The sequence below is a fragment of the Salinivibrio sp. ML323 genome, from assembly GCF_001995745.1.
Lineage (GTDB): Bacteria > Pseudomonadota > Gammaproteobacteria > Enterobacterales > Vibrionaceae > Salinivibrio > Salinivibrio kushneri.
Window position 1 is genome coordinate 41,826 of the sequence record NZ_MUES01000002.1, and the last position, 24,321, is coordinate 66,146.

The following is a 24,321-nucleotide window of genomic DNA, read 5'->3' on the forward strand; positions in this document are numbered from 1 at the left end:
AAAAAAATGAAATTGCCCATTTATTTTGATTATTCAGCCACGTGTCCGGTCGATCCGCGCGTTGCTGAGAAAATGAGTCAGTACCTGACTATGGACGGGTTTTTTGGTAACCCGGCCTCTCGCTCACACCGCTTTGGCTGGCAAGCAGAAGAAGCGGTTGATACAGCACGTGAGAACATTGCCAACTACTGCAATGCTGACCCGCGTGAGATCGTGTTTACCTCTGGGGCGACTGAGTCAGACAACTTGGCCATCAAAGGTATTGCTAATTTCTACTCCAAGAAAGGCAAGCACATTATTACCTGCAAGACCGAGCATAAAGCCGTGCTTGACCCTTGCCGTCAATTGGAGCGTGAAGGCTTTGAGGTGACTTATCTTGAGCCGGAAGAAAATGGCTTGGTTGATCTGAAGAAGCTCGACGCAGCCATGCGTGACGACACGATTTTGGTGTCAATCATGCACGTGAACAACGAAATTGGCGTGATTCAAGATATCTCTGCGATTGGCGAACTTTGCCGCGAACGCAAGATTATGTTCCACGTCGATGCGGCACAGTCAGTGGGTAAAGTGCCATTGGACGTCAAAGAGATGAAAATCGATTTGATCTCGTTCAGCGCACACAAAGCGTATGGCCCGAAAGGCATTGGTGCTTTGTACGTTCGCCGTAAGCCACGCGTGCGCATTGAAGCGCAAATGCATGGTGGTGGTCACGAGCGTGGCATGCGTTCAGGCACATTGCCAACCCACCAAATCGTGGGCATGGGCGAAGCATTCCGTATCGCCAAAGAAGAGCGCGAAAAAGACTTTGAGCATGCACTGGCGCTGCGCAACCGCTTTTACGAAGGCGTGAAAGATTTAGAAGAAGTTTACGTCAATGGTGATTTGGAGCAGCGTGTTCCACATAACCTAAATGTGAGCTTTGCATTTGTTGAAGGCGAGTCTTTGCTGATGGCACTGAAAGATCTGGCGGTATCGTCAGGGTCTGCGTGTACCTCAGCAAGCCTAGAACCTTCCTATGTGCTTCGTGCGCTTGGACGCGACGATGAGCTAGCACATAGCTCGCTGCGCTTCTCATTTGGTCGCTTTACGACCGAAGAAGAAGTGGATTATGCGATTGAGAAAGTGCGTGAAGCAGTCAACAAGCTGCGTGAAATGTCACCACTTTGGGACATGTACAAAGACGGTATCGATTTAAGTACCGTTGAATGGGCGCACCACTAACTCGAATAACGCGCCAGCTGGCAACAGTGAGCAATCATATTGAGGAAACGATTATGGCTTACAGCGATAAAGTAATTGACCACTACGAAAACCCACGTAACGTTGGCTCGTTTGAGAAAGGCGACCCATCGATTGGTAATGGCATGGTCGGTGCCCCTGCGTGTGGCGACGTCATGAAGCTACAAATCAAGGTGAATGACGAAGGCATCATTGAAGACGCCAAGTTTAAAACCTACGGCTGCGGCTCGGCAATTGCCTCGAGCTCGCTGGTTACCGAGTGGGTGAAAGGCCGCTCGATTGACGACGCTGCGGCGATCAAAAACTCTGAGATCGCTGAAGAACTCGAGCTGCCACCGGTTAAGGTGCACTGCTCAATCTTGGCGGAAGATGCCATTAAAGCAGCGGTCAGTGATTACAAGAAAAAACACCAGCAGTAAAACGAAGGGGTTGTTGATATATGGCTATTACCATGACTCAGGCGGCAGCAGATCGCGTCAGAGCGTTTCTCAATAACCGTGGCAAAGGCATTGGCTTGCGCCTAGGTGTGAGAACGTCAGGATGTTCAGGCATGGCCTATGTACTCGAATTTGCGGATGAGCTGCAAGAAGGCGATCAGGTTTTTGAGTACGATGATGTCAAGGTAATCGTCGATGGTAAGAGCCTGCTCTATCTCGAAGGGACAGAGCTGGATTTTGTCAAAGAAGGCTTGAATGAAGGTTTTCAATTCAACAACCCTAACGTGAGTAGTGAATGTGGTTGTGGCGAAAGCTTCAACGTGTAATCCGTGAGAGCACATGAATCATTTTGAACTTTTCGAGCTACCGTATCAGTTTGAGCTGGACGGTAGCTCGCTTTCTTCAACGTTTCGGGAATTGCAGCGCCAGTACCATCCCGATAATGTTGCCAGCCAAGACGAGAAAACCCGTCTGCAGGCGGTACAGAAAGCATCGCAAGTAAATGACGCGTTTCAGACGTTAAAAGATCCGGTTCGACGCGCTGAGTATATGCTGACGTTGCAAGGCATTGACTTAAAAGACGAACAGCAAACCATGCAGGATCCTGAGTTTCTGATGCAGCAAATGACGTTGCGTGAAGAACTCGAGTCGATTACCGATAATCAAGATGAAGCGGCGCTGTTTGATTTTGGTGAAAAAGCCCAGTCGCTCTACGACACATTGATTCTCGAGGTTAAACAGGCATTGGCTGCGTCACAGTGGCTAGAGGCCGCCGTGATTGTGCGCAAACTCAAGTTTGCAGAAAAGCTTCGCCATGAAGTGGAGCGTGTCGAAGATCAGCTGATGAGTTGATCGCCCTTTCGCCTGTCAACGCAGTAAAGTTTAAGGATTAGACATGGCACTGTTACAAATTTCAGAGCCCGGTCAAAGTGCCGCGCCGCATGAGCACAAGCACGCGGTCGGCATCGATTTGGGTACCACCAACACCTTGGTGGCCACGGTACGAAGCGGTACCGCAACCACCTTGAACGACGAGCAAGATCGGCCACTGATCCCTTCTGTGGTCCATTATGGTGATGATGCCATTTCCGTGGGCTATGATGCCCTCCCGCATGTGCAAACGGATAGCGCCAATACCTTGGTGTCTGTCAAACGCATGATGGGACGTTCATTAGACGATGTGCAAGCGCGTTATCCGCAACTTCCTTATCAGTTTTCACAAACCGAAAATGGCTTGCCACAAGTGGAAACCCGTCGTGGCGCGATTAATCCGGTGCAAGGCTCGTCCGATATCTTACGCACCGTGCGCGAACGTGCGGAAAAAAGTTTGGGCGATGCGCTTGAAGGTGTGGTGATCACCGTGCCCGCTTATTTTGATGACGCACAGCGTGCGGGGACCAAAGATGCGGCGAAGCTGGCGGGCCTCAACGTCCTGCGTTTGCTTAACGAGCCTACCGCTGCAGCGATTGCGTATGGTCTTGATTCAGGCCAAGAAGGGGTGATTGCGGTCTATGATTTGGGCGGCGGCACCTTTGATATCTCGATTCTACGCCTGTCTCAGGGCGTGTTTGAGGTGATGGCGACCGGTGGTGATTCCGCGTTGGGCGGTGATGATTTTGATCATCTGCTCGAGCAATGGATTTGTGAGCAAGCCGGGTTTGACACCCTCAGTGGCGATCAGCGCCGCACCGTGCTGCACGCGGCGACGCAGGCGAAAATTGCCCTTTCTTCTGCTGACAGCGCGTCCATCGATGTGCTGGGCTGGCAAGGCGAGCTGAGCCGTGAAACGTTCGATCAACTGGTTGCCCCACTTATCAAGAAAACCCTGATGTCATGTCGCCGTGCATTAAAAGATGCTGGTGTCAGTGCTGATGAGGTGTTGGAAGTGGTGATGGTAGGTGGCTCGACTCGAGTGCCCGCTGTACGTGAACAGGTTGGCTCGTTTTTCGGTCGTGAACCTTTGACCAGCATCGATCCCGATAAAGTGGTGGCCGTTGGTGCCGCGACGCAAGCCGATATTTTGGTGGGTAATAAGCCAGACTCTGACATGTTGTTGTTGGATGTGATCCCGCTTTCTCTTGGTATTGAAACCATGGGCGGTTTGGTGGAGAAAATTATCCCACGCAACACCACCATTCCTGTGGCAAAAGCCCAAGAATTCACCACGTTTAAAGATGGCCAAACCGGCATGAAAGTGCATGTGGTACAAGGCGAGCGTGAAATGGTGGACGATTGTCGCTCACTGGCACAATTTAGTCTCAAAGGCATCCCACCAATGACGGCGGGGGCGGCCCATGTTCGCGTCACCTATCAAGTGGACGCTGATGGTTTGTTGTCCGTCACGGCGATGGAAAAGTCCACCGAAGTGGAAGCGTCTATCCAAGTGAAGCCTTCTTATGGTTTGAGTGATGATGAGATTGCCACCATGATCAAATCGTCATTCACCCACGCGGAAGAAGATAAAGACGCCCGCTATTTGGCGGAGCAGCGTGTGGAAGCCGATCGTGTGATCGAAGGTTTGCTGGTTGCCATGCAGCAAGACGGGGATAACCTGCTCAATGCTGATGAGCAGCAAGCGTTGGTGAAAGAAATAGAAGCTTTGATTGCCTTGCGCAATGGTGATGATAGCGCCGCCATTGAAGCTGGGATCAAAGCATTAGACAAAGCCAGCCAGACTTTTGCGGCACGCCGCATGGATCAATCGATTCGCAATGCGTTGGCCGGCCAATCCATTGATGAGGTGTAATCATGCCTAAGATTATTGTTCTGCCGCACCACGAGCTATGCCCAGAAGGTGCGGAACTGGAAGGGAAAGAAGGGGAAACTGTCCTCGATGTGGCGTTGAAAAATGGCATTGGCATTGAGCACGCGTGTGAAAAGTCTTGCGCGTGTACCACCTGCCATGTGGTGATCCGTGAGGGGTTTGACTCCTTGGATGAAAGCGATGAGCTTGAAGATGACATGCTCGATAAAGCATGGGGGCTTGAGCCGGAGTCACGCTTGGGTTGCCAAGCCAAAATTACCGACGAAGATCTGGTGGTAGAGATCCCGCGCTATACCTTGAATCACGCAGCCGAAAATCATTAATCTAACGCTGCAACGGACGGAGAAGCAAGATGAGCTTAAAATGGACAGACTCACTCGATATTGCTATTGAGCTTTGTGACGCCTACCCAGATGTGGATCCGACAACGGTTCGCTTTACCGATTTACATCAGTGGATCACCGAGTTGGATGATTTTGATGATGATCCTGAGCGTTCCAATGAACGCATTCTCGAAGCGATCATTATGTGCTGGATGGATGAGCGAGACTGAGGGCTAGCTCTCGTGAGTGATTGATGATGCTTGTGTTATCGTCACCGGCTCGGCACAGTACCCGTGGCCAATAAAACATACATTCAAAGCGGGCCAATAGGCTCGCTTTTTTCATATTGCTGAGGCGTCCAGGCGTTTGCCTGAGGGCTCAGTGAGACACGCTGTACAGCAAAAGCAGCGAGACAGTACAAGGAGTGCAACATGTCAGATACATTAAAGGTTATTCTGTCGCATCAACCGGCGGCGCCACAGTGGGGCGATAATGCGCTGGTCTCTTTTGACACCGACAAAGCGGTGATCCATGCCTCCAACGATGCCAATCAGCGAGACAAGGTACAACAAGCGGCGCGCAAGCTTGAAGGGCAAGGCGTCCCGGCTCTGACCTTGACCGGGGAGCATTGGGATCTTGAATTAGTGTGGGCATTTTACCAAGGGCTTCGCGGGCCCAAGAATAAGGTCGCCTTTACGCAGACCGTGTTGAACGAGGACGATACGCAAGAGTTCGAGCTTCGACAAACCGTAGGTGACTGGGTGCGCGATATCATCAACCAAACCGCAGAAGAAGTCGGCCCGCATCAGCTGGTGGCACGTGCGGGGGAATTTGTGAAATCCATGGCACCCGATCAGGTCACTTATAAAATCATCTCGGGCACGGATTTATTAGAGAAAGGCTGGAACGGCATTTATACCGTCGGTCGTGGCTCCGCGCGCAAGCCAACCATGTTACAACTTGACTATAACCCGACAGGGGATCCGGACGCGCCTGTGTATGCGTGTTTGGTGGGTAAAGGGATCACCTTTGATTCTGGCGGCTACAGCATTAAAGGCTCTGACTTTATGACCACCATGAAAGCGGACATGGGCGGTTCAGCGACGGCGACCGGAGCACTGGCAATGGCAATTGCCAAAGGGTTGAATAAGCGCGTTAAATTGGTGCTTTGCTGTGCCGAGAACATGATCTCAAGCAGCGCTTACAAACTGGGCGATATCATTACTTACAAAAATGGTGTGACGGTTGAAGTGCTCAATACCGATGCGGAAGGGCGCTTGGTACTCGCTGATGGCTTGATGTATGCCAGCGAGCAAAAACCTGAACTGCTGATTGATTGCGCCACGCTCACCGGATCGGCAAAAGCGGCACTGGGTAACGATTACCACGCCCTGTTTAGTTTTGATGATGAGCTCGCCCATCGCACGCTTGATGCGGCGCAAAAAGAAGGCGAGGGCATGTGGCCATTGCCACTGGCGGAGTTCCACCGTCAGCTGCTTCCTTCTTCGTTTGCCGATATCGCCAATGCGTCAATGGGGGCGTATATGCCGGGTGCGAGCACCGCAGCAGCATTCCTTTCCTATTTTGTAGAAGACTACCAAAAAGGATGGATGCACGTTGATTGCTCGGGCACCTATCGTAAAGCGGCCAACGACAAGTGGGCCGTTGGGGCGACTGGCATGGGCGTGAAAACCTTGGCGCGTGTATTGCTTGACCAAGCGAAATAAACCTTCGACACGTCGGGTGAAAGGTTAACAAAATTTTGTGTGAGTTAACGCTTCACCCGATTGGTCATAGGGACAGAGGACGAAATTTGCTAGGGTAGGCGCGTTGTTGCCCCTAGCGGGCGAGATTCAGACAGTGAAAGGATAAGCGAATGACCATTGAACGCACTTTTTCTATCGTTAAACCTGATGCCGTAGAGCGTAATTTAATTGGCACGCTTTATCAGCGTATCGAAAGTGCAGGTTTGCGTATCGTGGCGGCGAAAATGCTCCATCTTAGCAAAGAGCAGGCAGAAGGATTTTATGCCGAACATCAAGGGAAGCCTTTCTTTGAGTCCCTGGTTGGGTTCATGACATCAGGCCCTATCATGGTGCAAGTACTCGAAGGCGAGCACGCGATCAGCCGCTACCGTGAATTGATGGGAAAAACCAACCCAGAAGAAGCAGCTTGCGGCACCTTGCGTGCTGACTATGCGGAAAGCATGCAATACAACTCGGTGCATGGTTCTGATAGCCCAGCGTCGGCAGAGCGCGAGATTGCGTACTTTTTCACCGCGGATGAAATTCATCCTCGCTGCTAAATCAAGCACCTGCTATTTAATCTTCCAAAAGAGGCATTAGCCTCTTTTTTTCTGCCTATCGATATCAGACGACCACATTGAATAACCCCGCGGTTAGAGAGTGGAAACTGTGATCTAAAGCCTGTACAATTTCGCGCCTTAAGCGCGTCCCGAGGTGATATATTGGCTATGATCAAGGTCAGGTATCGGCACGCGTGAGGCGATGATTCAGTCTTACCACCTAGCTAGTTCTTACGAGGCAACCCCCAATGACGACAGAGAAAGTTAATCTGCTTGATTTTGACAGGCAAGGATTGCGTGCCTACTTCGCTGATGAGCTCGGCGAAAAAGCCTTCCGTGCTGACCAAGTCATGAAGTGGATGTATCACTTTGGTTGCGACGACTTCGATGAAATGAACAACATCAACAAGAAGTTGCGTGAGAAGCTCAAGCGGGTGGCAGAAATTAAAGCCCCAGCAGTCAGTGAAGCGCATTACTCTCAAGATGGCACCATCAAATGGGCAATGCGTGTGGGCGGTCAAGACGTGGAAACCGTGTATATCCCCGAAGATGACCGCGCGACTCTGTGTGTCTCCTCTCAGGTAGGCTGTGCGCTTGATTGCAAGTTCTGCTCAACCGGAGCGCAAGGTTTTAACCGCAACTTGCGTGTGTCTGAGATCATCGGACAGGTATGGCGTGCGTCAAAAGAGATTGGCGTTGAGAAAGAGACGGGTCGTCGTCCGATCACCAACGTGGTGATGATGGGCATGGGAGAGCCGCTGCTCAACATGAAAAACCTGCTCCCTTCACTGAATTTGATGCTCGACGACAATGCGTATGGCTTATCTAAGCGCCGAGTCACGGTGTCGACATCAGGCGTGGTCTCTGGCTTGGAGCAAATGATTGGTAAAATTGATGTCGCGTTGGCGATCTCACTGCATGCGCCGAACGACGAGCTGCGTAGCCAAATTATGCCGATTAACGATCGTTGGGATATTGAGGCCTTTTTAGATGCGGTACACCGTTATATTGAAACCTCAAATGCTAACCGCGGCCGTGTGACGGTAGAATATATTTTGCTCGATCATGTCAATGACTACATGGAGCATGCGCGCCAACTCGCAGAGCTATTAAAAGACACCCCAGCGAAGATTAACCTGATCCCATTTAACCCGTATCCTGGATCGCCATTCAACAAGCCGAGCAATTCTCGTATTGATAGGTTTATGAAAACCTTAATGGAATACGACTTTACGGTGACGGTACGTAAAACACGGGGCGACGACATTGATGCAGCATGTGGTCAACTTGCCGGTGACATTGTCGACCGAACCAAGCGTACCGAGAAGCGACTGGGCGCACAGGAGGTGATCCCTGTTCGACCCGTCTAAATGAGAGGGTGACAAGGGGATGGCATGACAAAAACGGTTTGGGTATTGGGCGTGCTGATGGCGTTGGCTGGATGTTCATCGTCAGGTTCGCCGCACAGCGAGACGAAATTTGATAAGATTCAAGCCGCAGAGGCGCGCATTGCACTGGGATTAGGCTATCTAAACAGTGATCGCTATCAACAAGCGCAGCAAAACTTGCAGCAAGCGCGCCAATATGCGCCTAACTACTATCGCACCTCGCTGTCGATGGCGTATTATCAACAACGTGTCGGTGAAAACGACAAAGCGGATCGCTTATATCAACAAGCGTTAGCGCAAGCGTCTGAAAAAGGTGATGTGTATAACAATTACGGTGTTTTCTTGTGCGAACAACAGCGATTTGCCGCGGCGAATGACGCATTTTTGCAAGCAGTCGTACAACCGTATTATCATCGTGTGTCAGACAGTTATGAAAACGCGGCGTTTTGTCAGCTAAAAGCTGGCCACGTAGAACGCGCAAAAGCCTTGTTTAGCAAAGCGGTTGATCACGACCCGCTGAATGTCCGTGCTGGTTTACAACTTGCCAAATTAGAAATAGATACCGGGCAAGTGGCAGAGGCCGTCGCACGTATCAAGCGGCTCCACCAACGTGTTGGTGTTCAGCCTGCCGGACTGTTATTGCTAGTGAAAGCGTATCAGCAACAAGGCTACACGGAGCGAGCTGCCCATGACGCTCAGCGATTGGCGCAACGGTTTCCAGAATCCAAAGAATATCAATTGTACCTAGCGAATGAATACTGAACAGACGGAAGAACAAGCGCAATCTGATACCCAACCTGCGCCCGGGGAAGTATTAAAGCAAGCGCGAGAGAAAATGGGCTGGAGTGTTCGAGATGTGGCTGACCGACTTCGGTTGCGGGTCAGCGTCATTGAGGATCTTGAACAAAACAATCCTGACATGGATCAATTGGCCACGTTTACACGTGGCTATTTGCGATCCTATGCCAAGCTGATGCAAATCGACGCGGATCAGCTTTTAGGTAATAGCAATATGGAAGCAAGCAGTACGGCCACCGTACAAAAAATGCAAAGCTTCTCGCGCAAAACACGGCGGCAAAAAAGTGAAAGCCGCCTGATGTGGTTGTCTTGGGTGATCATCGCTATTGCGGTCGGGATCACGGGGGTGTGGTATTGGCAGAACCAGCAGGCCATGACGTCTGTGCCGACACAGCTGGATAGCCAGCAAGCGGATGAACTTGTCACTACGCCATCAGAGCAAGATAGCGCGATGGTTGCCGCAGAGGCACCGGCGATGGCCGAGCCTGCGATGACAGATTCGACGGCCTCACAAGGGGCGGAGTTACAAGAAACTGACACACAAGATACCGCGAACGAGCCGGTATCTAATCAGGAGAACCGCTCAGGGTCGACGGAGCCAGAATCAGCTACGGCGGTTGAGCCGGGGCAAACGAACGAGGCGATGACGCAAACTGAACTTGAGGCACAACCAACGGCAGCGTCTGAGGATGAAGCCCCCGCCAGTACGGTCAATAATCGTCTAGTGATGACCTTTAGTGGTGATTGCTGGATAGATGTGCGAGATGCCAATGGCGAACGACTGGCAACCGGGATAAAATCTGAGGGTGAGCAAGTGACCTTAACGGGTGACATCCCGTATCAATTGGTATTGGGTGCTCCCAGCGTGGTGAAAATCACCTTTAATGGCGACAACATTGATCTTGATGGCTTCCCAACCGGTCAAGTGGCTCGGTTGCGCCTTCCGCAGTAATCAGAGAACGTCGATATGCACAACGAAACTCCCATTAAACGCCGTCCCTCAACGCGCATCAACGTCGGCAATGTGCCGATTGGTGATGGCGCGCCGATTGCCGTGCAATCTATGACCAATACGCGAACCACAGATGTAGCCGCTACTGTGGCGCAAATCAAAGCGCTAGAAGGGGTGGGGGCAGATATCGTTCGGGTATCGGTACCCACCATGGACGCGGCGGAAGCGTTTAAAGAGATTAAAGCGCAAACCTCGATCCCTTTGGTCGCAGACATCCACTTTGACTACCGCATTGCATTAAAAGTGGCGGAGTATGGTGTCGACTGTTTGCGTATCAACCCAGGGAATATTGGTAAAGAAGAGCGCATTCGGGCGGTGGTGGATGCCGCACGTGACAAAAACATTCCAATCCGGATTGGTGTCAATGGCGGCTCACTGGAGCGCGATCTGCAAGAAAAGTACGGAGAGCCAACCTCTGATGCTTTAGTCGAATCGGCCATGCGTCATGTCGATATCCTTGACCGTCTTAACTTTGACCAATTTAAAGTCAGTGTGAAAGCGTCAGATGTCTTCCTAGCGGTTGAGTCTTATCGCAAACTCGCGCAGCAAATCGATCAGCCCCTTCACCTTGGTATCACCGAGGCCGGTGGCGCGCGTGCTGGTGCGGTTAAGTCATCCGTTGGTTTGGGGATGCTATTGGCGGAAGGTATTGGTGATACCTTGCGTGTATCACTCGCCGCCGATCCGGTCGAAGAAATCAAAGTCGGCTTCGATATTCTTAAATCACTGCGTATCCGCTCTCGCGGTGTGAACTTTATTGCCTGTCCGAGCTGTTCACGTCAAGAGTTTGATGTGATTGGTACGGTTAATGCGCTCGAGCAGCGCGTGGAAGACATACTGACCCCAATGGATGTCTCTGTGATTGGTTGTGTGGTCAATGGCCCGGGTGAAGCCGAAGCGTCTCACCTCGGCTTGGCAGGGGGTAACAAGCGCAGCGCTTATTACCTCGATGGTAAACGCCAAAAAGAGCGCTTTAATAACGACAACTTGGTGGATGAGCTGGAGGCCAAAATCCGCGCCAAAGCGGCGATGATGGATGAACGCAACCGCATCAAGGTGTCTCAAATCGATCAAGAAGGCTAAGCCGTTAGGCGGCCTTCTCCCCTTTTATATCATTTCGGTAACGGAAGTTAACGTGGCTAAAACAATTCAAGCAATTCGAGGCATGAATGACTGCCTCCCGTCTCAATCTCCTTTATGGCAAAAGCTCGAATCTACCATTAAAAACGTAGTGAGCGCTTACGGCTATAGTGAAGTTCGCATGCCTATTGTGGAAGCGACGCATTTGTTTAGCCGTGCCATTGGTGAAGTGACAGACGTTGTCGAAAAAGAAATGTATACCTTCGATGACCGCAATGGTGACAGTCTCACTTTGCGCCCTGAAGGGACAGCGGGCTGCGTCCGAGCCGGGATTGAAAATGGCCTGCTGTACAACCAAGAGCATCGTCTTTGGTACATCGGACCAATGTTCCGTCATGAGCGTCCGCAAAAAGGCCGTTATCGCCAGTTCCATCAATTTGGTGTGGAAGTCTTTGGCCTCAATGGCCCAGACGTGGATGCTGAATTAATCATGATGACCGCACGTATGTGGCGCAAGCTGGGCATTGCGGAACATGTGCGATTGGAGCTTAACTCAATCGGCTCACCAGAAGCGCGTGCGAATTATCGTCAAGCGCTGGTGGACTTTTTGATGCAACACGAATCTGTGTTGGATGAAGACAGCAAGCGCCGCATGCAGACCAACCCATTGCGCGTGCTGGACACCAAAAACGCAGACATCCAAGCCATTCTAGTGGATGCACCTCAGCTCGGTGACTACCTGGATGACGAATCAAAACAGCATTTTGCGCGCTTGTGTGAACTCTTGGACGCGGCAGGTATCGAATACCAAGTAAACCACCGTTTGGTACGTGGTCTCGACTACTACAACCGGACCGTGTTTGAGTGGATCACTGATAGCTTGGGTGCGCAAGGCACGGTGTGCGGTGGTGGCCGTTATGACGGCTTGGTTGAGCAACTCGGCGGCAAGGCAACCCCTGCTGTTGGGTTTGCAATGGGCTTAGAGCGTCTGGTTCTAATGCTGGAAAACCTTAACCAAGATGATGTCCGCCCGGCAGTGGATGTGTATATGGTCACAGCCGGCGAAGGAGCCATGGCTGTGGGGATGAAACTGGCGGAGCGCTTACGCGAGCAGGTGCCAGGGCTACGTGTGATGTCGCACTTCGGCGGTGGTAGCTTTAAAAAACAGTTTAAGCGCGCGGACAAAGTCGGCGCCTCTGTGGCGCTGGTGTTGGGCGAAGATGAAGTCGCCAACGGCACAGTGGCGTTAAAAGATTTGAAAGGCGGCGAGCAACAAACACTGAATCAGGATGAGATCGCCGCGTCACTAAAAGCATTGATTTAAGAGGACAGAACGTGGACGTCTACACCACAGAAGAGCAGCAGGTTGAAGCCATTAAAAAGTGGTGGCGAGACAATGGTAAGGCCGTTGTAATCGGTGCCGTTGTCGGTTTGGGTGCGTTATATGGTTGGCGTTATTTCCAGTCACAGCAACTGGCGAACCAAGCGCAAGCCTCGCAGCAATATGAACAGGTGCTAAGTGGCATTGAAAGCGGTGATACCGTGTCACTGAGCGAGCTAGAAGGCCATGAAGGTTATCGTGCCTTGGCGGCATTACAGCTGGCGCAAAAGCATGTTGCGCAAGGAGAGCTGGACAGTGCCCAGGCGCAACTCAAAAAAGCGCAGCAAGCCGTGAAAGATGACGCCCTGTATGGACTTGTCACCACACGACTGGCGCGCGTTGAGGCAGAGTTGGAAAATTATTCAGCCGCATTGAACGAACTCGACAAAGTGACCGCCGAAAGCTGGACGGCGAAAGTGGCAGAGATCCGTGGTGACGTCTTGCTTCGTCAGGGCGACAAGCAGGCAGCGCGAGACGCGTATGCAGCGTCATTGGCGGCGGCGGAAAGCCCAACCGTTAACATGAAGCTTGATAATCTGAGTCAATAAGGTCGTGGTATGAAAAAACGATTATGGCGTATGGCTGCAATGGCCACGACCATGGCGATACTGGCAGGCTGTGCCGGTGAAGAAGATGTGGTGCAAATGGCGCCACTGCCTTCAGTGACTAATGAGATTTCATCAACCCAGCATTGGCAGGCACAAGTGGGTGACGGGGTCGGCCAATACTACTCCGCGCTTCAGCCTACAGTGGCGTATGACAAAGTGTTTGCGGCGGACCGCCAAGGTTTAGTCGCCGCCTTTGATCTAGAAAGCGGTGACGCTGTCTGGCAACAGTCTGTCCAAACCGAGACACCGGCGTTGCTTTCTGGCGGCTTGAGCGCCTCATACGGCAAAGTGTATGTGGGTGGCGAAACCGGTCAAGTTTACGCACTGGATGCCGAAACTGGCGAGCGGATTTGGCAACAGAACGTGAATGGTGAAGTACTGGCCAAGCCTTTGGTGGAAGCTGGGTTGGTGATCGTTAATACCAGCCGTGGTGAGTTAGTGGCACTGGATGCAGAATCGGGCGAGCCACAGTGGAATAACGCTAATGATGTGCCGAACTTGAGCCTACGCGGTGAAAGTGCGCCAGTGACTATTTCCGGCGGGGTATTCTGGGGGATGGCCAATGGACGTCTAGGCGCGGCCATGATCGAAACCGGCCGCTCAATTTGGCAGATCCCTATCTCGACCCCAAAAGGGGCGACCGAGATTGACCGCTTAGTGGATGTGGATGCGACCCCAGTAATCGATGGCGACCGTTTGTATGCAGTAGGCTATAATGGCCAAGTAGTCTCTATTGATTTGCGCTCAGGGAAAGCGGCGTGGAAGCGAGATTTTTCCTCTGCTAAAGACTTCCTAGTCGCAGGTAATAGTATTTATCTTATTGATGATAAAGATAATGTCGTTGCGTTAGATGCGCGTAACGGCCTAGAAAAGTGGCGCAATACACAGTTAGCGTACCGTATCTTAACCGCACCTGCGGCAAGCGGCGGCTATCTGGTGGTCGGCGACAGCCAAGGCTACTTGCACTGGCTTGACCCGCAAACGGGTGACTTTGTCGCGCAACAATCTCTGGAAGGGAACGGGATTGCAGTTGCACCGGTGCAAACCGATGATGGCTATATTGTGATCACCCGTGATGGTCAACTGAGAAAGCTGAGTATCGAGTAAGCGAAGCCATCCAGTTCTATATTTAGGCTCCTGGCTGCCAAGACAGTCGGGAGCCTTGTTTATTAATAAAGCGAATGAAAAGAAGAGGTCTACATGATTCCTGTTATAGCCCTAGTGGGGCGCCCGAATGTGGGAAAATCGACGCTCTTTAACCGTCTTACCCGCACACGCGATGCATTAGTAGCGGATTTTCCGGGACTGACCAGGGATCGAAAATACGGCAAGGCATTGCTAGATGATCACGAATTTATCGTGATTGACACCGGCGGCATTGACGGCACCGAAGAAGGTGTAGAAACCAAGATGGCAGAGCAGTCGCTAGCGGCGATTGAAGAAGCCGATGTCGTGCTGTTTATGGTCGATGGTCGAGCCGGTCTGACCCCCGCGGATCAGGATATTGCTCAACATATTCGTACCCGTGAAAAAACCACCTTCTTGGTGGTGAACAAAGTGGATGGTATTGATCCAGACACGGCGACGGCTGATTTTTGGCAGTTAGGCATGGATAACATGTTCCAGATCGCTGCCGCGCATGGCCGAGGTGTTAGCGGCCTGATTAATCGTGCGTTGACGCCTTTGGTGGAGCAAGTGTCAGCTGATGAGGACGATGCGCAAGCAGGCGTGATCGATTTGACCGAGGAAGCCGATACGCTCGACAGTGATGATGAGGCGGTAAAAACCGAAGAGCAGGCGGAAAGCGAGTATGAATACTTACAATCGCTACCGATTAAAATTGGGATTATTGGCCGGCCCAATGTGGGTAAATCAACCCTGACGAACCGCATGCTCGGTGAAGAGCGCGTGGTGGTTTATGACATGCCTGGCACTACCCGTGACTCCATTTACATTCCCATGGAGCGTGATGGTCGCGAATACGTGATGATTGATACCGCCGGGGTGCGACGTCGTAAACGAGTGAGCGACAAGGTAGAAAAATTCTCGGTGATCCAAACCCTCAAGGCGATTGAAGATGCCAACGTGGTGTTATTGGTCATCGATGCACGCGAGAATATCTCGGACCAAGACTTAAGCTTGCTTGGTTTTGCACTAAATGCTGGGCGCTCGATTGTTTTGGCGGTCAACAAGTGGGATGGCTTGGACAGTGAAGTGAAAGAGCGTGTGAAGTCAGAGCTTGATCGCCGCTTAGGGTTTGTCGACTTTGCCCGTGTGCATTTCATTTCTGCGTTGCACGGCACCGGGGTCGGTCACTTGTTTGAGTCGATTCAAGAGGCGTATCAGTCAGCGACAAAACGTGTTGGAACCGCGATGCTCACCCGCATTTTGAAAATGGCGCAAGATGACCATCAACCACCGATGATCCGTGGACGTCGGGTGAAGCTCAAATATGCGCACGCAGGCGGCTACAACCCACCGATTGTGGTGGTTCATGGTAACTTGGTCAAAGAGCTACCAGATTCTTATAAGCGTTATTTGATGAATTACTATCGGCGAACCCTGGATATTATGGGCACGCCAATAAAGATCCAATTCCAAAACAGCGAAAACCCCTATGAGGGGAAAAAAGAAAAGCTGACATTATCTCAATCCCGTCAGCGTAAACGCTTAATGGATATGGTGAAAAACCGCAATAAGAAGTGATAGAAAGCCCAGCAGCGATGCTGGGCTTTTTTGATCGCGACATGGCGAGTCCGATCTCTGTTAGGATCCGTAACCGAATAAAAGTGATCTAGGTCACGTTAATGGGCGCGATTATCTGTTGTCTTAGATCCTAGTCCATTGCGCTGCCGCTCAGGTTTTGAGCGGTGGTAAAATCGACACCCCTTTCTATATCACACTTTTGGATTGTTCTGGATCTAGGCTTCATAAAAACATAATTTAGATTTTTATCCTTCTATAAATCCAAATGCAGAACATGTAACTTATGCTTTCGGGAAGTGTATTGATAAATATTCTTTTAAGGGTAGGAAGCTGATCAGGGGGAATAAACCCCCAGATCGCGCGATCGCTTACTGATCGGTCAGATGTCTGTTGTGCAGAGTTTAATCAGGAGATTGATGCGGGTGTCGTTGTTGTACCACGCTGGTGACATCGCCGTTGCTAAGCTGGGTGTGTAAGGTATCACCCTCTTTGACCTGGTTGATGTTAGTGACGATGTGTCCATCACTATCACGGCTAATTGAATAGCCGCGAGAAAGGGTGGCAAGTGGGCTGACCGCATCTAAGGTGGCGACCAAGGTCGCGAGTCGCTGTTGCGAATGGGACAGGTGCGAGTCCATCGCGTGGGTAAGGCGTTGATGGTATTGCGCCAATTGAGCCTGATGCTGCTGAATACGACGGTCAGGCGTCATGCGCTGCAATCGAGTATCTAACGTGTTCAGTTGGCTGCTGTACCGTGAAAACTGCTTAGTGAGTGCCTGGTGCATTCGTCGTTGCAGCTCATCAATATGCTGACTTTGCTGTTGCAAACGCCGGCGAGGGTGCTGATGCGACAAACGGTGTTCGTGCTGCGTCAGCGCCCGTTGCTGGCGATACAAGAGGGTGCCGATCGCGTTTTTAAGTGCTTGCTCGCGCTGCTGATATTGCTGTAAGCGATAACTGAGGTCACGGCTCACTAATTCCGCGGCGGCTGATGGCGTCGGCGCGCGCACATCGGCAACAAAGTCGGCAATGGTGACATCGACCTCATGGCCCACGGCGCTGACGATGGGGATCTGACTGGCGGCGATGGTACGGGCGACAATCTCTTCATTAAAGCACCATAAATCCTCGAGTGAGCCGCCGCCACGGCCAACAATCAGCACATCACACTCGTTGCGCGTACTCGCGCGTCCTATGGCTTGGGCAATAGAAACCGCCGCCTCTTGTCCTTGTACCAGCGTGGGGTAGATAACCACGGGCAGACTCGGATCGCGCCGTTTCAACACATTTAGAATATCGTGCAAGGCAGCGCCCGTTTTGGAGGTGATTATGCCAACGCGTTTGGGTTGGTCGGGCAAGGCCTGTTTGGCGCTTTGTGCGAATAAGCCTTCAGCGGCTAACGCTTGTTTGCGTTGTTCAAACGCCTGTTGCAGTCGTCCATCGCCTTCGGGCTGCATGCTTTCTAAAATCAGTTGATAGTCGCCGCGAGGCTCGTACATAGACACGCGTGCACGTACCAATACCTGATCGCCGTTTTTAGGTTTGAACATCACGCGGCGATTGTTACCACGGAACATCGCACATTTGACTTGGCTTTGGTTATCTTTCAACGACAAATACCAGTGACCGGATGTCGCGGCGGTAAAATTAGAGATTTCCCCCGTGAGCCAGACGATACCGATGTTTTTCTCCAAGCAAAGACGCACTTCGGCATTTAAGCGAGAGACGGAAAGAATATTTCGGTTGTTAGCGGTCACGATCTCGGTCCCTTTCAATAAGCTTGTCAGCATACTACCTGTCGCATTCCGGTATGCCAAATAGACCTAGAGCAATCGGTTGCGAAAAAGTCCCGCGGATATATGTTGATAAATCAACCGACTAAATCTGAGTTGCCCAACAAACGGACATTCTTAGTAAAAATCGATAGCCAAACGTTTGCGCTGCCCGTATAATGCTGCGGCAATATTTTGTTCCCCTTCACAAATTTTGGTGTGAGATATTGCAATGCTGAGAATCGCGAAAGAAGCGCTAACCTTTGACGATGTACTCCTCGTCCCTGCCCACTCAAATGTTCTTCCTAACCATGCCGATCTGCGTACAAAACTGACACGCTCGATCAGCTTAAACATTCCTGTGCTATCCGCCGCGATGGACACGGTGACCGAAGCCCGTTTGGCAATTGCCTTGGCGCAAGAAGGTGGTCTTGGCTTTATCCATAAAAACATGACCATCGAGCAACAGGCTGAACAAGTACGCTTGGTCAAAATCTATGAAGCAGGCATGGTCACCAACCCAGTGACTGTGACCCCTGAAATGACCATTGCTGATGTGAAGGCGCTGACTGAGCGTAACGGCTTTGCCGGTTACCCTGTTGTCAATGCACAAAAAGAGCTGGTGGGCATCATCACTGGCCGTGACGTACGTTTTGTCTCTGACTTAAGCAAGCGTGTCGAAGACGTGATGACACCAAAATCTCGCCTTGCCACTGTGCAAGAAGGCGCAGAGCGTGAGCAGGTACAACAGCTTATGCAACAGCACCGCGTCGAGAAGGTTTTGGTGGTCAACTCAAGCCATCATCTCACCGGTATGATCACCGCCAAAGACTTCCAAAAAGCGGAAAGCAAACCTAACGCTTGTAAAGACGAGCAAGGCCGCTTACGTGTTGGTGGTGCGGTCGGGGCCGGTGCGGGCAACGAAGAACGTATTGCCGCTTTGGTTGAAGCCGGCGTGGATGTGCTGCTGATTGACTCATCACACGGCCACTCTGAAGGGGTGTTGCAACGTATCCGTGAAGCACGTGCCGCGTACCCGAACCTGCAGATTGTGGGCGGCAACGTCGCCACCGCTGAAGGGGCGCGCGCCCTGATTGAAGCCGGTGTCGATGCCGTCAAGGTTGGCATTGGCCCAGGCTCAATTTGTACCACGCGTATCGTTACCGGCGTCGGTGTCCCGCAGATCACTGCGATCAGTGATGCAGCCGCTGTGGCGCAAGAGTATGGCATTCCCGTGATTGCCGATGGCGGTATCCGCTTCTCAGGGGATCTGTGTAAAGCCATTGCGGCCGGTGCATCCTGTGTGATGGTGGGCTCAATGCTCGCCGGTACCGAAGAGTCACCGGGTGAAGTGGAGCTTTACCAAGGTCGTGCATATAAATCATATCGTGGTATGGGCTCGGTAGGGGCGATGTCGAAAGGCTCGTCTGACCGTTACTTCCAAAGCGATAACGCCGCAGACAAGCTAGTGCCTGAAGGCATTGAAGGACGTGTTGATTACAAAGGCATGATGAAAGAGATCATTCATCAGCAAATGGGTGGTCTGCGCTCCAGCATGGGCCTCACCGGCTCTGCCACCATTGAAGAGATGCGCACCCAAGCGCAGTTTGTTCGCGTCACTGGCGCGGGCATGAAAGAGTCACACGCGCATGATGTCACTATTACTAAAGAAGCGCCGAACTATCGCCTCGGCTAAAGACATCACCACCGCGATGCATTTGAGAGGGGAGCGCGGCTCCCCTTTGTTCCACTTAATTGAGAAAGCCAGATAATGACCCAGAACATTCATGCTCAACGTATTTTGATCCTTGATTTTGGCTCCCAGTACACCCAATTGATTGCGCGCCGTGTACGCGAGATCGGTGTGTATTGTGAGCTTTGGAGCTGGGATGTCGATGAGCAAGACATTCGTGACTTTGCCCCTAACGGCATCATCCTATCCGGTGGTCCAGAGAGCGTGGCAGAGGAGAACTCGCCACGAGCACCGCAATATGTCTTTAACGCGGGTGTGCCTGTGTTGGGCGTCTGTTATGGCATGCAAACCATGGCTGAGCAGCTTGGTGGTAAAGTGGCCGGCTCTGATCACCGTGAATTTGGCTACGCGCAAGTAAAACGCGTTGGACAAAGCGCGTTGTTTGATGGCATTGAAGATGCCATCGCCGATGACGGTCACGCGCTCCTCGATGTATGGATGAGCCATGGTGATAAAGTGGTCGCCATTCCAGAAGATTTTGTCAAAGTGGCCGAGACGGACACTTGCCCCTTCGCGGCCATGGCCAATGAAGACAAGCGTTTTTATGGTGTGCAATTCCACCCAGAAGTGACCCATACGCGCCAAGGCAAACGGATGCTTGAGCAGTTTGTGATGCAAATCTGCCAATGCGAGCGCTTGTGGACACCAGCCACCATTATTGACGATGCGATTGAGCGTATTCGCGAGCAAGTGGGGGATGACGAGGTGATCCTTGGCTTGTCTGGCGGCGTTGACTCTTCTGTGGTCGCCATGCTAGTTCACCGTGCAATTGGCGATAAGCTCACGTGTGTGTTCGTCGATAACGGCCTGCTACGCCTTAACGAAGGTGAGCAAGTACTGGAAATGTTCGGTGACCACTTTGGTTTGAATATTATTCATGTTAACGCCGAAGACCGTTTCCTCGATGCCCTTAAAGGCGAAGCGGATCCGGAAGCCAAGCGTAAAATCATTGGCCGCGTGTTTGTCGAGGTATTCGATGAGCAAGCGAGCAAAATGAAAAATGCCAAGTGGCTGGCACAAGGCACCATCTACCCGGATGTGATTGAGTCAGCAGCCTCGAAAACCGGTAAAGCCCATGTGATCAAATCACACCACAACGTCGGTGGTTTACCGGAAGAAATGGAAATGGGTCTGGTTGAGCCACTCAAAGAGTTGTTTAAAGATGAAGTGCGTAAAATTGGCCTTGAGCTAGGTTTACCGTACCACATGCTTTATCGCCACCCCTTTCCAGGGCCAGGCCTCGGCGTGCGCGTGCTAGGCGAGATTCAAAAAGAATACTGCGATCTACTTCGTCGCGCCGATGCGATCTTTATCGAAGAGCTGCGCAATGCCGATCTTTACGAGAAAGTCTCGCAAGCCTTCGCCGTATTCCTGCCAGTTCGCTCGGTGGGTGTGATGGGCGATGGCCGTAAATATGACTGGATCATTGCCCTACGTGCCGTCGAAACCATCGACTTTATGACCGCGCACTGGGCACACCTGCCATACGATTTCCTGGGTAAGGTATCAAACCGCATCATCAACGAAGTCGACGGCATCTCCCGCGTGGTTTACGACGTCTCCGGCAAACCGCCAGCGACGATTGAGTGGGAGTAAGGCTAGCCGCAAACGGCTAATAAGCCTTTAGTCAATAAATGAAATGCCAGTCAGTTTCTGACTGGCATTTTTTGTCGCACAATACCATAACGTTTATTACTCAAGTAACGCTGTTACTCGTATCTAACTCAGCGATAACGTCTTTACGCAGCATTCACTGGGGGCTGAATATGTATCATCGTGGTTTTTATCTATGGCGATATGTTACACAGTCTATGTTAACCGGTACCTGCTTCACTCAAGCTCTCCGCTTATCTTGCAGAATTTCATGTTCACGACTATTATTTGTTCATGATTCATGAACGGTATTTAGGTGTGAACGAGAACTCGACACTACTAATGCGAGCTTTGGATAATCTGCCTTCGCATATTGAAGGGGAGTACTCTTTCGATCCTAAGCCAGATGGTGAGCCTAACACCGATGCTGAAGTGACTCTGACAGTGCACGGCCAACGCTATTTGTTTAGCGCTGAAATAAAGCGTATCCACCGTAAAGAAAGCCTATCCGCATTGCTAGGCGCTGCTCGCTCAGACAATCTGTTGGTGTGTAACAGACTGACGACTCATCTCGCCGATTTTTGCACCGAGAACGCGATCAATTTTATTGATGAGGCCGGTAATGCTCGCGTGAGCTTTAACGGGCTGAATCTATGGATTGAGGGCAAAAATCTCACTGAAAACCACCTCGCAATTCCACAGCCGGCAAAGCCGGGGTTAGGTTTTATGAAGCTGTTGTTTGCTTTGTTGGCTCAAGAAGATGTGTTACATCTGCCGTTTCGAACCATAGCCGAGATGGCGAATATCTCATTAGGTATGGTGAGTAAGGGGTTTAAATATTTAGAAGCCGAGAAGCTTGTCAGTCTTGGTCGTACCCGTCGCATTCTGGATAAAGAGGCCCTTTATCAGATCTGGATTGAACACTATCGTACCGTGCTAAGGCCAAAGCTCGGAGGGCTAAAATTAGTTGCGCCGAATGATTGGCGAGACATCCCTTTAACATCCATGGATTGCTGGGGAGGAGAAGTCGCTGCCGATGAACTAACACGCTATTTGCAGCCTTATGAGTTACAGCTCTTTACCTTTGAGCCACTGCAAAAAAAGCTTGCGCTGCTCAAAGCAAAGCCAGACGCTTCTGGCAGGCTCTGGTTGGTGCCTGCATTCTGGGGAAAGGCGCTGGATATTAATATCAATGCCAAGGCATTGCTGACTGTCGCTGAGCTACTTGCAAGCAGAGATAGCCGAAACAAGGAGGTTGCCGAACTTATCAATGAGCAATATCTACAGCTTAAAACACTTCCTGAACCCCGAGTTTGGCACAACCCAGCAAACCTAACTCCAAACCTAGCATGATTTTTTTGTTTCTAAATATTTCAGTGAGCCCTGTAAGCATCCGTTTTTTGTGCTGCTTTTCTAATTACAAAACAATTTAACATTTGGTTAACTGGCTTTGTTATGGCTAACTATGCTGATTTTTGCTTTACTGGCGAAAGTTTGTCATTTTAATGTCACTAAAACCTGCTCCAGCAGGTAAGCAAAGACACAACATCGAAAAATGGAGTAAACAGTGAGCCAACACATAAGCGACTCAGCCGAAGCTGGCCAGCCGCGCGGCATGGATCGGTTTTTGAACATGATAGAGCGGGCAGGGAACCGCATTCCGGATCCCGCGTTATTGTTTTTTTGGGGGCTGATCACCGTCTGGGTATTGTCAGCTATTCTCTCTCAGATCTCTTTTGATTCAGTCCACCCTTTGACTGGTGATGCTGTCCAAGTCAAAAACCTGCTCACCGGCGATGCGCTAGCCCACTTTTTAGCCAATATGGTTGACACCTTTACTGGATTTGCGCCGCTGGGGATTGTTTTGGTGGCGATGCTTGGTGTAGGTGTGGCTGATCAGTCAGGCTTTATTACCACCGGGCTCAAGAAAATGCTGAGTATAACGCCGAAGCAAGCGCTTACACCCATGCTGATTTTGGTGGCGATTGTCTCCCACACCGCCGCAGATGCTGGCTACGTGCTGGTGATCCCACTCGGCGGGATTATCTTCCACGCGGCGGGTCGTCATCCTCTGGCCGGTATCGCTGCCGCCTTTGCTGGGGTATCCGGCGGCTTCTCCGCGAACTTTATTCCGTCTGGCATTGATCCTTTGCTGGCAGGCTTTACCGAGTCGGCCGCACACGTGTTGGATGACAGCTACCAAGTTAATCCCCTCGCTAACATCTACTTTACGGGCTTGTCGTCGATTTTAATCGTGGCGCTGGGCTGGTTTGTGACTGAGAAAATTGTCGAGCCACGCTTAAATCGCACACCAATTGATGAGGATGCCGAAGAGGCACCGGATCTGGGCTCTTTTACGGCGATTGAAGGTAAAGCCTTTAACCGTGCTGGGCTGGCGATGCTACTAGGGATCGCTGCGCTGGTGGCGGCCTCGTGGCCGGAAACGTCCCCGCTTCGCTCACCGGCGGGTGAGCTGACTGCGTTTGATGCACCGATTATGCAATCAATCGTGCCGCTCATTTTTGTGCTGTTTATTATTCCAGGCATTGTTTATGGCAAAACCGCGGGCACCTTTAAAACCAGCCAGGACGTGATCAAATCCATGTCTGACACCATGGCGACCATGGGCGCTTATATGGTGATGGCGTTTTTCTGCGCGCAATTCTTAGCCGCATTTACCCAATCCAACATTGGTACTTTGTTGGCGCTCAACGGCGCGGAGCTATTGCAGTCAATGAACCTGCCAGGTGAGATGACGATTGTGGGAATGATTTTGCTGACGGCAATGGTGAACTTATTGATTGGTTCCGCGTCGGCGAAATGGGGGCTGATTGGGCCGATTCTCGTACCGATGTTAATGGTCGTGGGCATTTCCCCTGAATTATCACAAGCGGCCTATCGTGTGGGTGATTCCGTGTCGAACATTATTTCGCCATTAATGGTGTTCTTCCCACTGGTGGTGGTGTATTGCCAGCGCTACGTGAAAACCACGGGTATTGGTACCGTGGCGTCAATGATGATCCCTTACTCGCTTACCATGCTGGTAGGTTGGACTTTGTTCTTGTTGGCGTACTGGGCGTTCGGATTGCCTTTGGGCATTCAAGCCAGTTACCAGTACTTGGTGCAGTAACACGTGGCAACACGTTGAGCGAGATAAGCCGG

At 51.3% G+C, this 24,321-nt stretch carries 22 protein-coding genes; 21 read left to right on the forward strand and 1 reads right to left on the reverse strand.

Annotated features, from left to right (window positions below):
• Positions 1-6 precede the first annotated feature (6 nt).
• The 17 genes from BZG13_RS01785 to der all read left to right on the forward strand — a co-directional run bounded on the left by BZG13_RS01785 (position 7) and on the right by der (position 16,041).
• Entirely contained in the window at positions 7-1,221 is a 1,215-nt protein-coding gene (locus BZG13_RS01785) for an IscS subfamily cysteine desulfurase (protein ID WP_069363255.1), read from the forward strand.
• 53 nt (positions 1,222-1,274) lie between these two features.
• Positions 1,275-1,658, forward strand: coding sequence for a Fe-S cluster assembly scaffold IscU (iscU, locus tag BZG13_RS01790; protein WP_069363254.1), 384 nt, complete (start codon positions 1,275-1,277; stop codon positions 1,656-1,658).
• A 20-nt stretch (positions 1,659-1,678) separates the two neighbouring features.
• Positions 1,679-2,002, forward strand: a complete 324-nt coding sequence (gene iscA / locus BZG13_RS01795) for an iron-sulfur cluster assembly protein IscA (RefSeq protein WP_046075008.1) — start codon at positions 1,679-1,681, stop codon at positions 2,000-2,002.
• A 13-nt stretch (positions 2,003-2,015) separates the two neighbouring features.
• Entirely contained in the window at positions 2,016-2,528 is a 513-nt protein-coding gene (gene hscB / locus BZG13_RS01800; protein ID WP_069363253.1) for a co-chaperone HscB, read from the forward strand.
• Between the two features lie 43 nt (positions 2,529-2,571).
• The gene (hscA, locus tag BZG13_RS01805; RefSeq protein WP_077484562.1) at positions 2,572-4,422 is read left to right on the forward strand and encodes a Fe-S protein assembly chaperone HscA; all 1,851 of its coding nucleotides are present in this window, start codon (positions 2,572-2,574) and stop codon (positions 4,420-4,422) included.
• Positions 4,423-4,424: 2 nt separating this feature from the next.
• Positions 4,425-4,763 (forward strand): ISC system 2Fe-2S type ferredoxin, encoded by a 339-nt coding sequence (fdx, locus tag BZG13_RS01810; RefSeq protein WP_069363251.1) that lies wholly within the window; start codon positions 4,425-4,427, stop codon positions 4,761-4,763.
• 29 nt (positions 4,764-4,792) lie between these two features.
• On the forward strand, positions 4,793-4,993 hold the full coding sequence (iscX, locus tag BZG13_RS01815; protein ID WP_046075004.1) for a Fe-S cluster assembly protein IscX: 201 nt from the start codon (positions 4,793-4,795) through the stop codon (positions 4,991-4,993).
• A gap of 201 nt (positions 4,994-5,194) precedes the next feature.
• On the forward strand, positions 5,195-6,490 hold the full coding sequence (gene pepB, locus BZG13_RS01820; RefSeq protein ID WP_077484564.1) for an aminopeptidase PepB: 1,296 nt from the start codon (positions 5,195-5,197) through the stop codon (positions 6,488-6,490).
• A gap of 149 nt (positions 6,491-6,639) precedes the next feature.
• Positions 6,640-7,068 carry a nucleoside-diphosphate kinase gene (gene ndk / locus BZG13_RS01825; RefSeq protein ID WP_069363249.1) on the forward strand — a complete coding sequence of 143 codons (429 nt, stop codon included), beginning with the start codon at positions 6,640-6,642 and terminating at the stop codon, positions 7,066-7,068.
• Between the two features lie 248 nt (positions 7,069-7,316).
• Complete coding sequence (locus BZG13_RS01830; RefSeq protein WP_077484566.1) at positions 7,317-8,438, forward strand: bifunctional tRNA (adenosine(37)-C2)-methyltransferase TrmG/ribosomal RNA large subunit methyltransferase RlmN; 1,122 nt, start codon at positions 7,317-7,319, stop codon at positions 8,436-8,438.
• A gap of 24 nt (positions 8,439-8,462) precedes the next feature.
• Positions 8,463-9,218, forward strand: a complete 756-nt coding sequence (gene pilW / locus BZG13_RS01835) for a type IV pilus biogenesis/stability protein PilW (protein WP_069363247.1) — start codon at positions 8,463-8,465, stop codon at positions 9,216-9,218.
• A complete protein-coding gene (gene rodZ, locus BZG13_RS01840; protein ID WP_077484568.1) occupies positions 9,208-10,206 on the forward strand; it encodes a cytoskeleton protein RodZ in 999 nt (332 codons plus the stop codon). Before pilW ends, rodZ begins: the two co-directional genes overlap by 11 nt.
• Positions 10,207-10,221: 15 nt before the next feature.
• Positions 10,222-11,349, forward strand: a complete 1,128-nt coding sequence (gene ispG / locus BZG13_RS01845; RefSeq protein ID WP_069363245.1) for a flavodoxin-dependent (E)-4-hydroxy-3-methylbut-2-enyl-diphosphate synthase — start codon at positions 10,222-10,224, stop codon at positions 11,347-11,349.
• A 52-nt stretch (positions 11,350-11,401) separates the two neighbouring features.
• Positions 11,402-12,670, forward strand: a complete 1,269-nt coding sequence (gene hisS, locus BZG13_RS01850; protein ID WP_077484570.1) for a histidine--tRNA ligase — start codon at positions 11,402-11,404, stop codon at positions 12,668-12,670.
• A gap of 11 nt (positions 12,671-12,681) precedes the next feature.
• Positions 12,682-13,275 (forward strand): YfgM family protein, encoded by a 594-nt coding sequence (locus tag BZG13_RS01855; protein ID WP_077484573.1) that lies wholly within the window; start codon positions 12,682-12,684, stop codon positions 13,273-13,275.
• 9 nt (positions 13,276-13,284) lie between these two features.
• A complete protein-coding gene (gene bamB / locus BZG13_RS01860) occupies positions 13,285-14,442 on the forward strand; it encodes an outer membrane protein assembly factor BamB (RefSeq protein WP_077484575.1) in 1,158 nt (385 codons plus the stop codon).
• A gap of 93 nt (positions 14,443-14,535) precedes the next feature.
• On the forward strand, positions 14,536-16,041 hold the full coding sequence (der, locus tag BZG13_RS01865; RefSeq protein ID WP_077484577.1) for a ribosome biogenesis GTPase Der: 1,506 nt from the start codon (positions 14,536-14,538) through the stop codon (positions 16,039-16,041).
• Between the two features lie 401 nt (positions 16,042-16,442).
• Here the strand turns inward: der and xseA are convergent, their stop codons facing one another.
• Positions 16,443-17,831, reverse strand: a complete 1,389-nt coding sequence (gene xseA, locus BZG13_RS01870) for an exodeoxyribonuclease VII large subunit (protein WP_108743853.1) — start codon at positions 17,829-17,831, stop codon at positions 16,443-16,445.
• Between the two features lie 214 nt (positions 17,832-18,045).
• On the opposite strand from xseA, the gene guaB reads away from it, so the two are divergent.
• The 4 genes from guaB to BZG13_RS01890 all read left to right on the forward strand — a co-directional run bounded on the left by guaB (position 18,046) and on the right by BZG13_RS01890 (position 24,289).
• On the forward strand, positions 18,046-19,509 hold the full coding sequence (gene guaB / locus BZG13_RS01875) for an IMP dehydrogenase (protein WP_069363240.1): 1,464 nt from the start codon (positions 18,046-18,048) through the stop codon (positions 19,507-19,509).
• A gap of 75 nt (positions 19,510-19,584) precedes the next feature.
• A complete protein-coding gene (gene guaA, locus BZG13_RS01880) occupies positions 19,585-21,162 on the forward strand; it encodes a glutamine-hydrolyzing GMP synthase (RefSeq protein WP_077484579.1) in 1,578 nt (525 codons plus the stop codon).
• Between the two features lie 315 nt (positions 21,163-21,477).
• Positions 21,478-22,512: a type IV toxin-antitoxin system AbiEi family antitoxin gene (locus tag BZG13_RS01885; protein WP_077484884.1), complete on the forward strand. Its 1,035-nt coding sequence runs from the start codon at positions 21,478-21,480 to the stop codon at positions 22,510-22,512.
• Positions 22,513-22,774: 262 nt separating this feature from the next.
• Positions 22,775-24,289 carry an AbgT family transporter gene (locus tag BZG13_RS01890; protein ID WP_077484886.1) on the forward strand — a complete coding sequence of 505 codons (1,515 nt, stop codon included), beginning with the start codon at positions 22,775-22,777 and terminating at the stop codon, positions 24,287-24,289.
• Positions 24,290-24,321 lie beyond the last annotated feature (32 nt).

What these genes read in the sequence shown, in the direction of transcription:
- BZG13_RS01785 (WP_069363255.1), top strand. Translation starts at nt 7, where the DNA reads ATGAAATTGCCCATTTATTTTGATTATTCAGCCACGTGTCCGGTCGAT.
- iscU (WP_069363254.1), top strand. Translation starts at nt 1,275, where the DNA reads ATGGCTTACAGCGATAAAGTAATTGACCACTACGAAAACCCACGTAAC.
- iscA (WP_046075008.1), top strand. Translation starts at nt 1,679, where the DNA reads ATGGCTATTACCATGACTCAGGCGGCAGCAGATCGCGTCAGAGCGTTT.
- hscB (WP_069363253.1), top strand. Translation starts at nt 2,016, where the DNA reads ATGAATCATTTTGAACTTTTCGAGCTACCGTATCAGTTTGAGCTGGAC.
- hscA (WP_077484562.1), top strand. Translation starts at nt 2,572, where the DNA reads ATGGCACTGTTACAAATTTCAGAGCCCGGTCAAAGTGCCGCGCCGCAT.
- fdx (WP_069363251.1), top strand. Translation starts at nt 4,425, where the DNA reads ATGCCTAAGATTATTGTTCTGCCGCACCACGAGCTATGCCCAGAAGGT.
- iscX (WP_046075004.1), top strand. Translation starts at nt 4,793, where the DNA reads ATGAGCTTAAAATGGACAGACTCACTCGATATTGCTATTGAGCTTTGT.
- pepB (WP_077484564.1), top strand. Translation starts at nt 5,195, where the DNA reads ATGTCAGATACATTAAAGGTTATTCTGTCGCATCAACCGGCGGCGCCA.
- ndk (WP_069363249.1), top strand. Translation starts at nt 6,640, where the DNA reads ATGACCATTGAACGCACTTTTTCTATCGTTAAACCTGATGCCGTAGAG.
- BZG13_RS01830 (WP_077484566.1), top strand. Translation starts at nt 7,317, where the DNA reads ATGACGACAGAGAAAGTTAATCTGCTTGATTTTGACAGGCAAGGATTG.
- pilW (WP_069363247.1), top strand. Translation starts at nt 8,463, where the DNA reads ATGACAAAAACGGTTTGGGTATTGGGCGTGCTGATGGCGTTGGCTGGA.
- rodZ (WP_077484568.1), top strand. Translation starts at nt 9,208, where the DNA reads ATGAATACTGAACAGACGGAAGAACAAGCGCAATCTGATACCCAACCT.
- ispG (WP_069363245.1), top strand. Translation starts at nt 10,222, where the DNA reads ATGCACAACGAAACTCCCATTAAACGCCGTCCCTCAACGCGCATCAAC.
- bamB (WP_077484575.1), top strand. Translation starts at nt 13,285, where the DNA reads ATGAAAAAACGATTATGGCGTATGGCTGCAATGGCCACGACCATGGCG.
- der (WP_077484577.1), top strand. Translation starts at nt 14,536, where the DNA reads ATGATTCCTGTTATAGCCCTAGTGGGGCGCCCGAATGTGGGAAAATCG.
- xseA (WP_108743853.1), bottom strand. Translation starts at nt 17,831, where the DNA reads ATGCTGACAAGCTTATTGAAAGGGACCGAGATCGTGACCGCTAACAAC.
- guaB (WP_069363240.1), top strand. Translation starts at nt 18,046, where the DNA reads ATGCTGAGAATCGCGAAAGAAGCGCTAACCTTTGACGATGTACTCCTC.
- guaA (WP_077484579.1), top strand. Translation starts at nt 19,585, where the DNA reads ATGACCCAGAACATTCATGCTCAACGTATTTTGATCCTTGATTTTGGC.
- BZG13_RS01890 (WP_077484886.1), top strand. Translation starts at nt 22,775, where the DNA reads ATGGATCGGTTTTTGAACATGATAGAGCGGGCAGGGAACCGCATTCCG.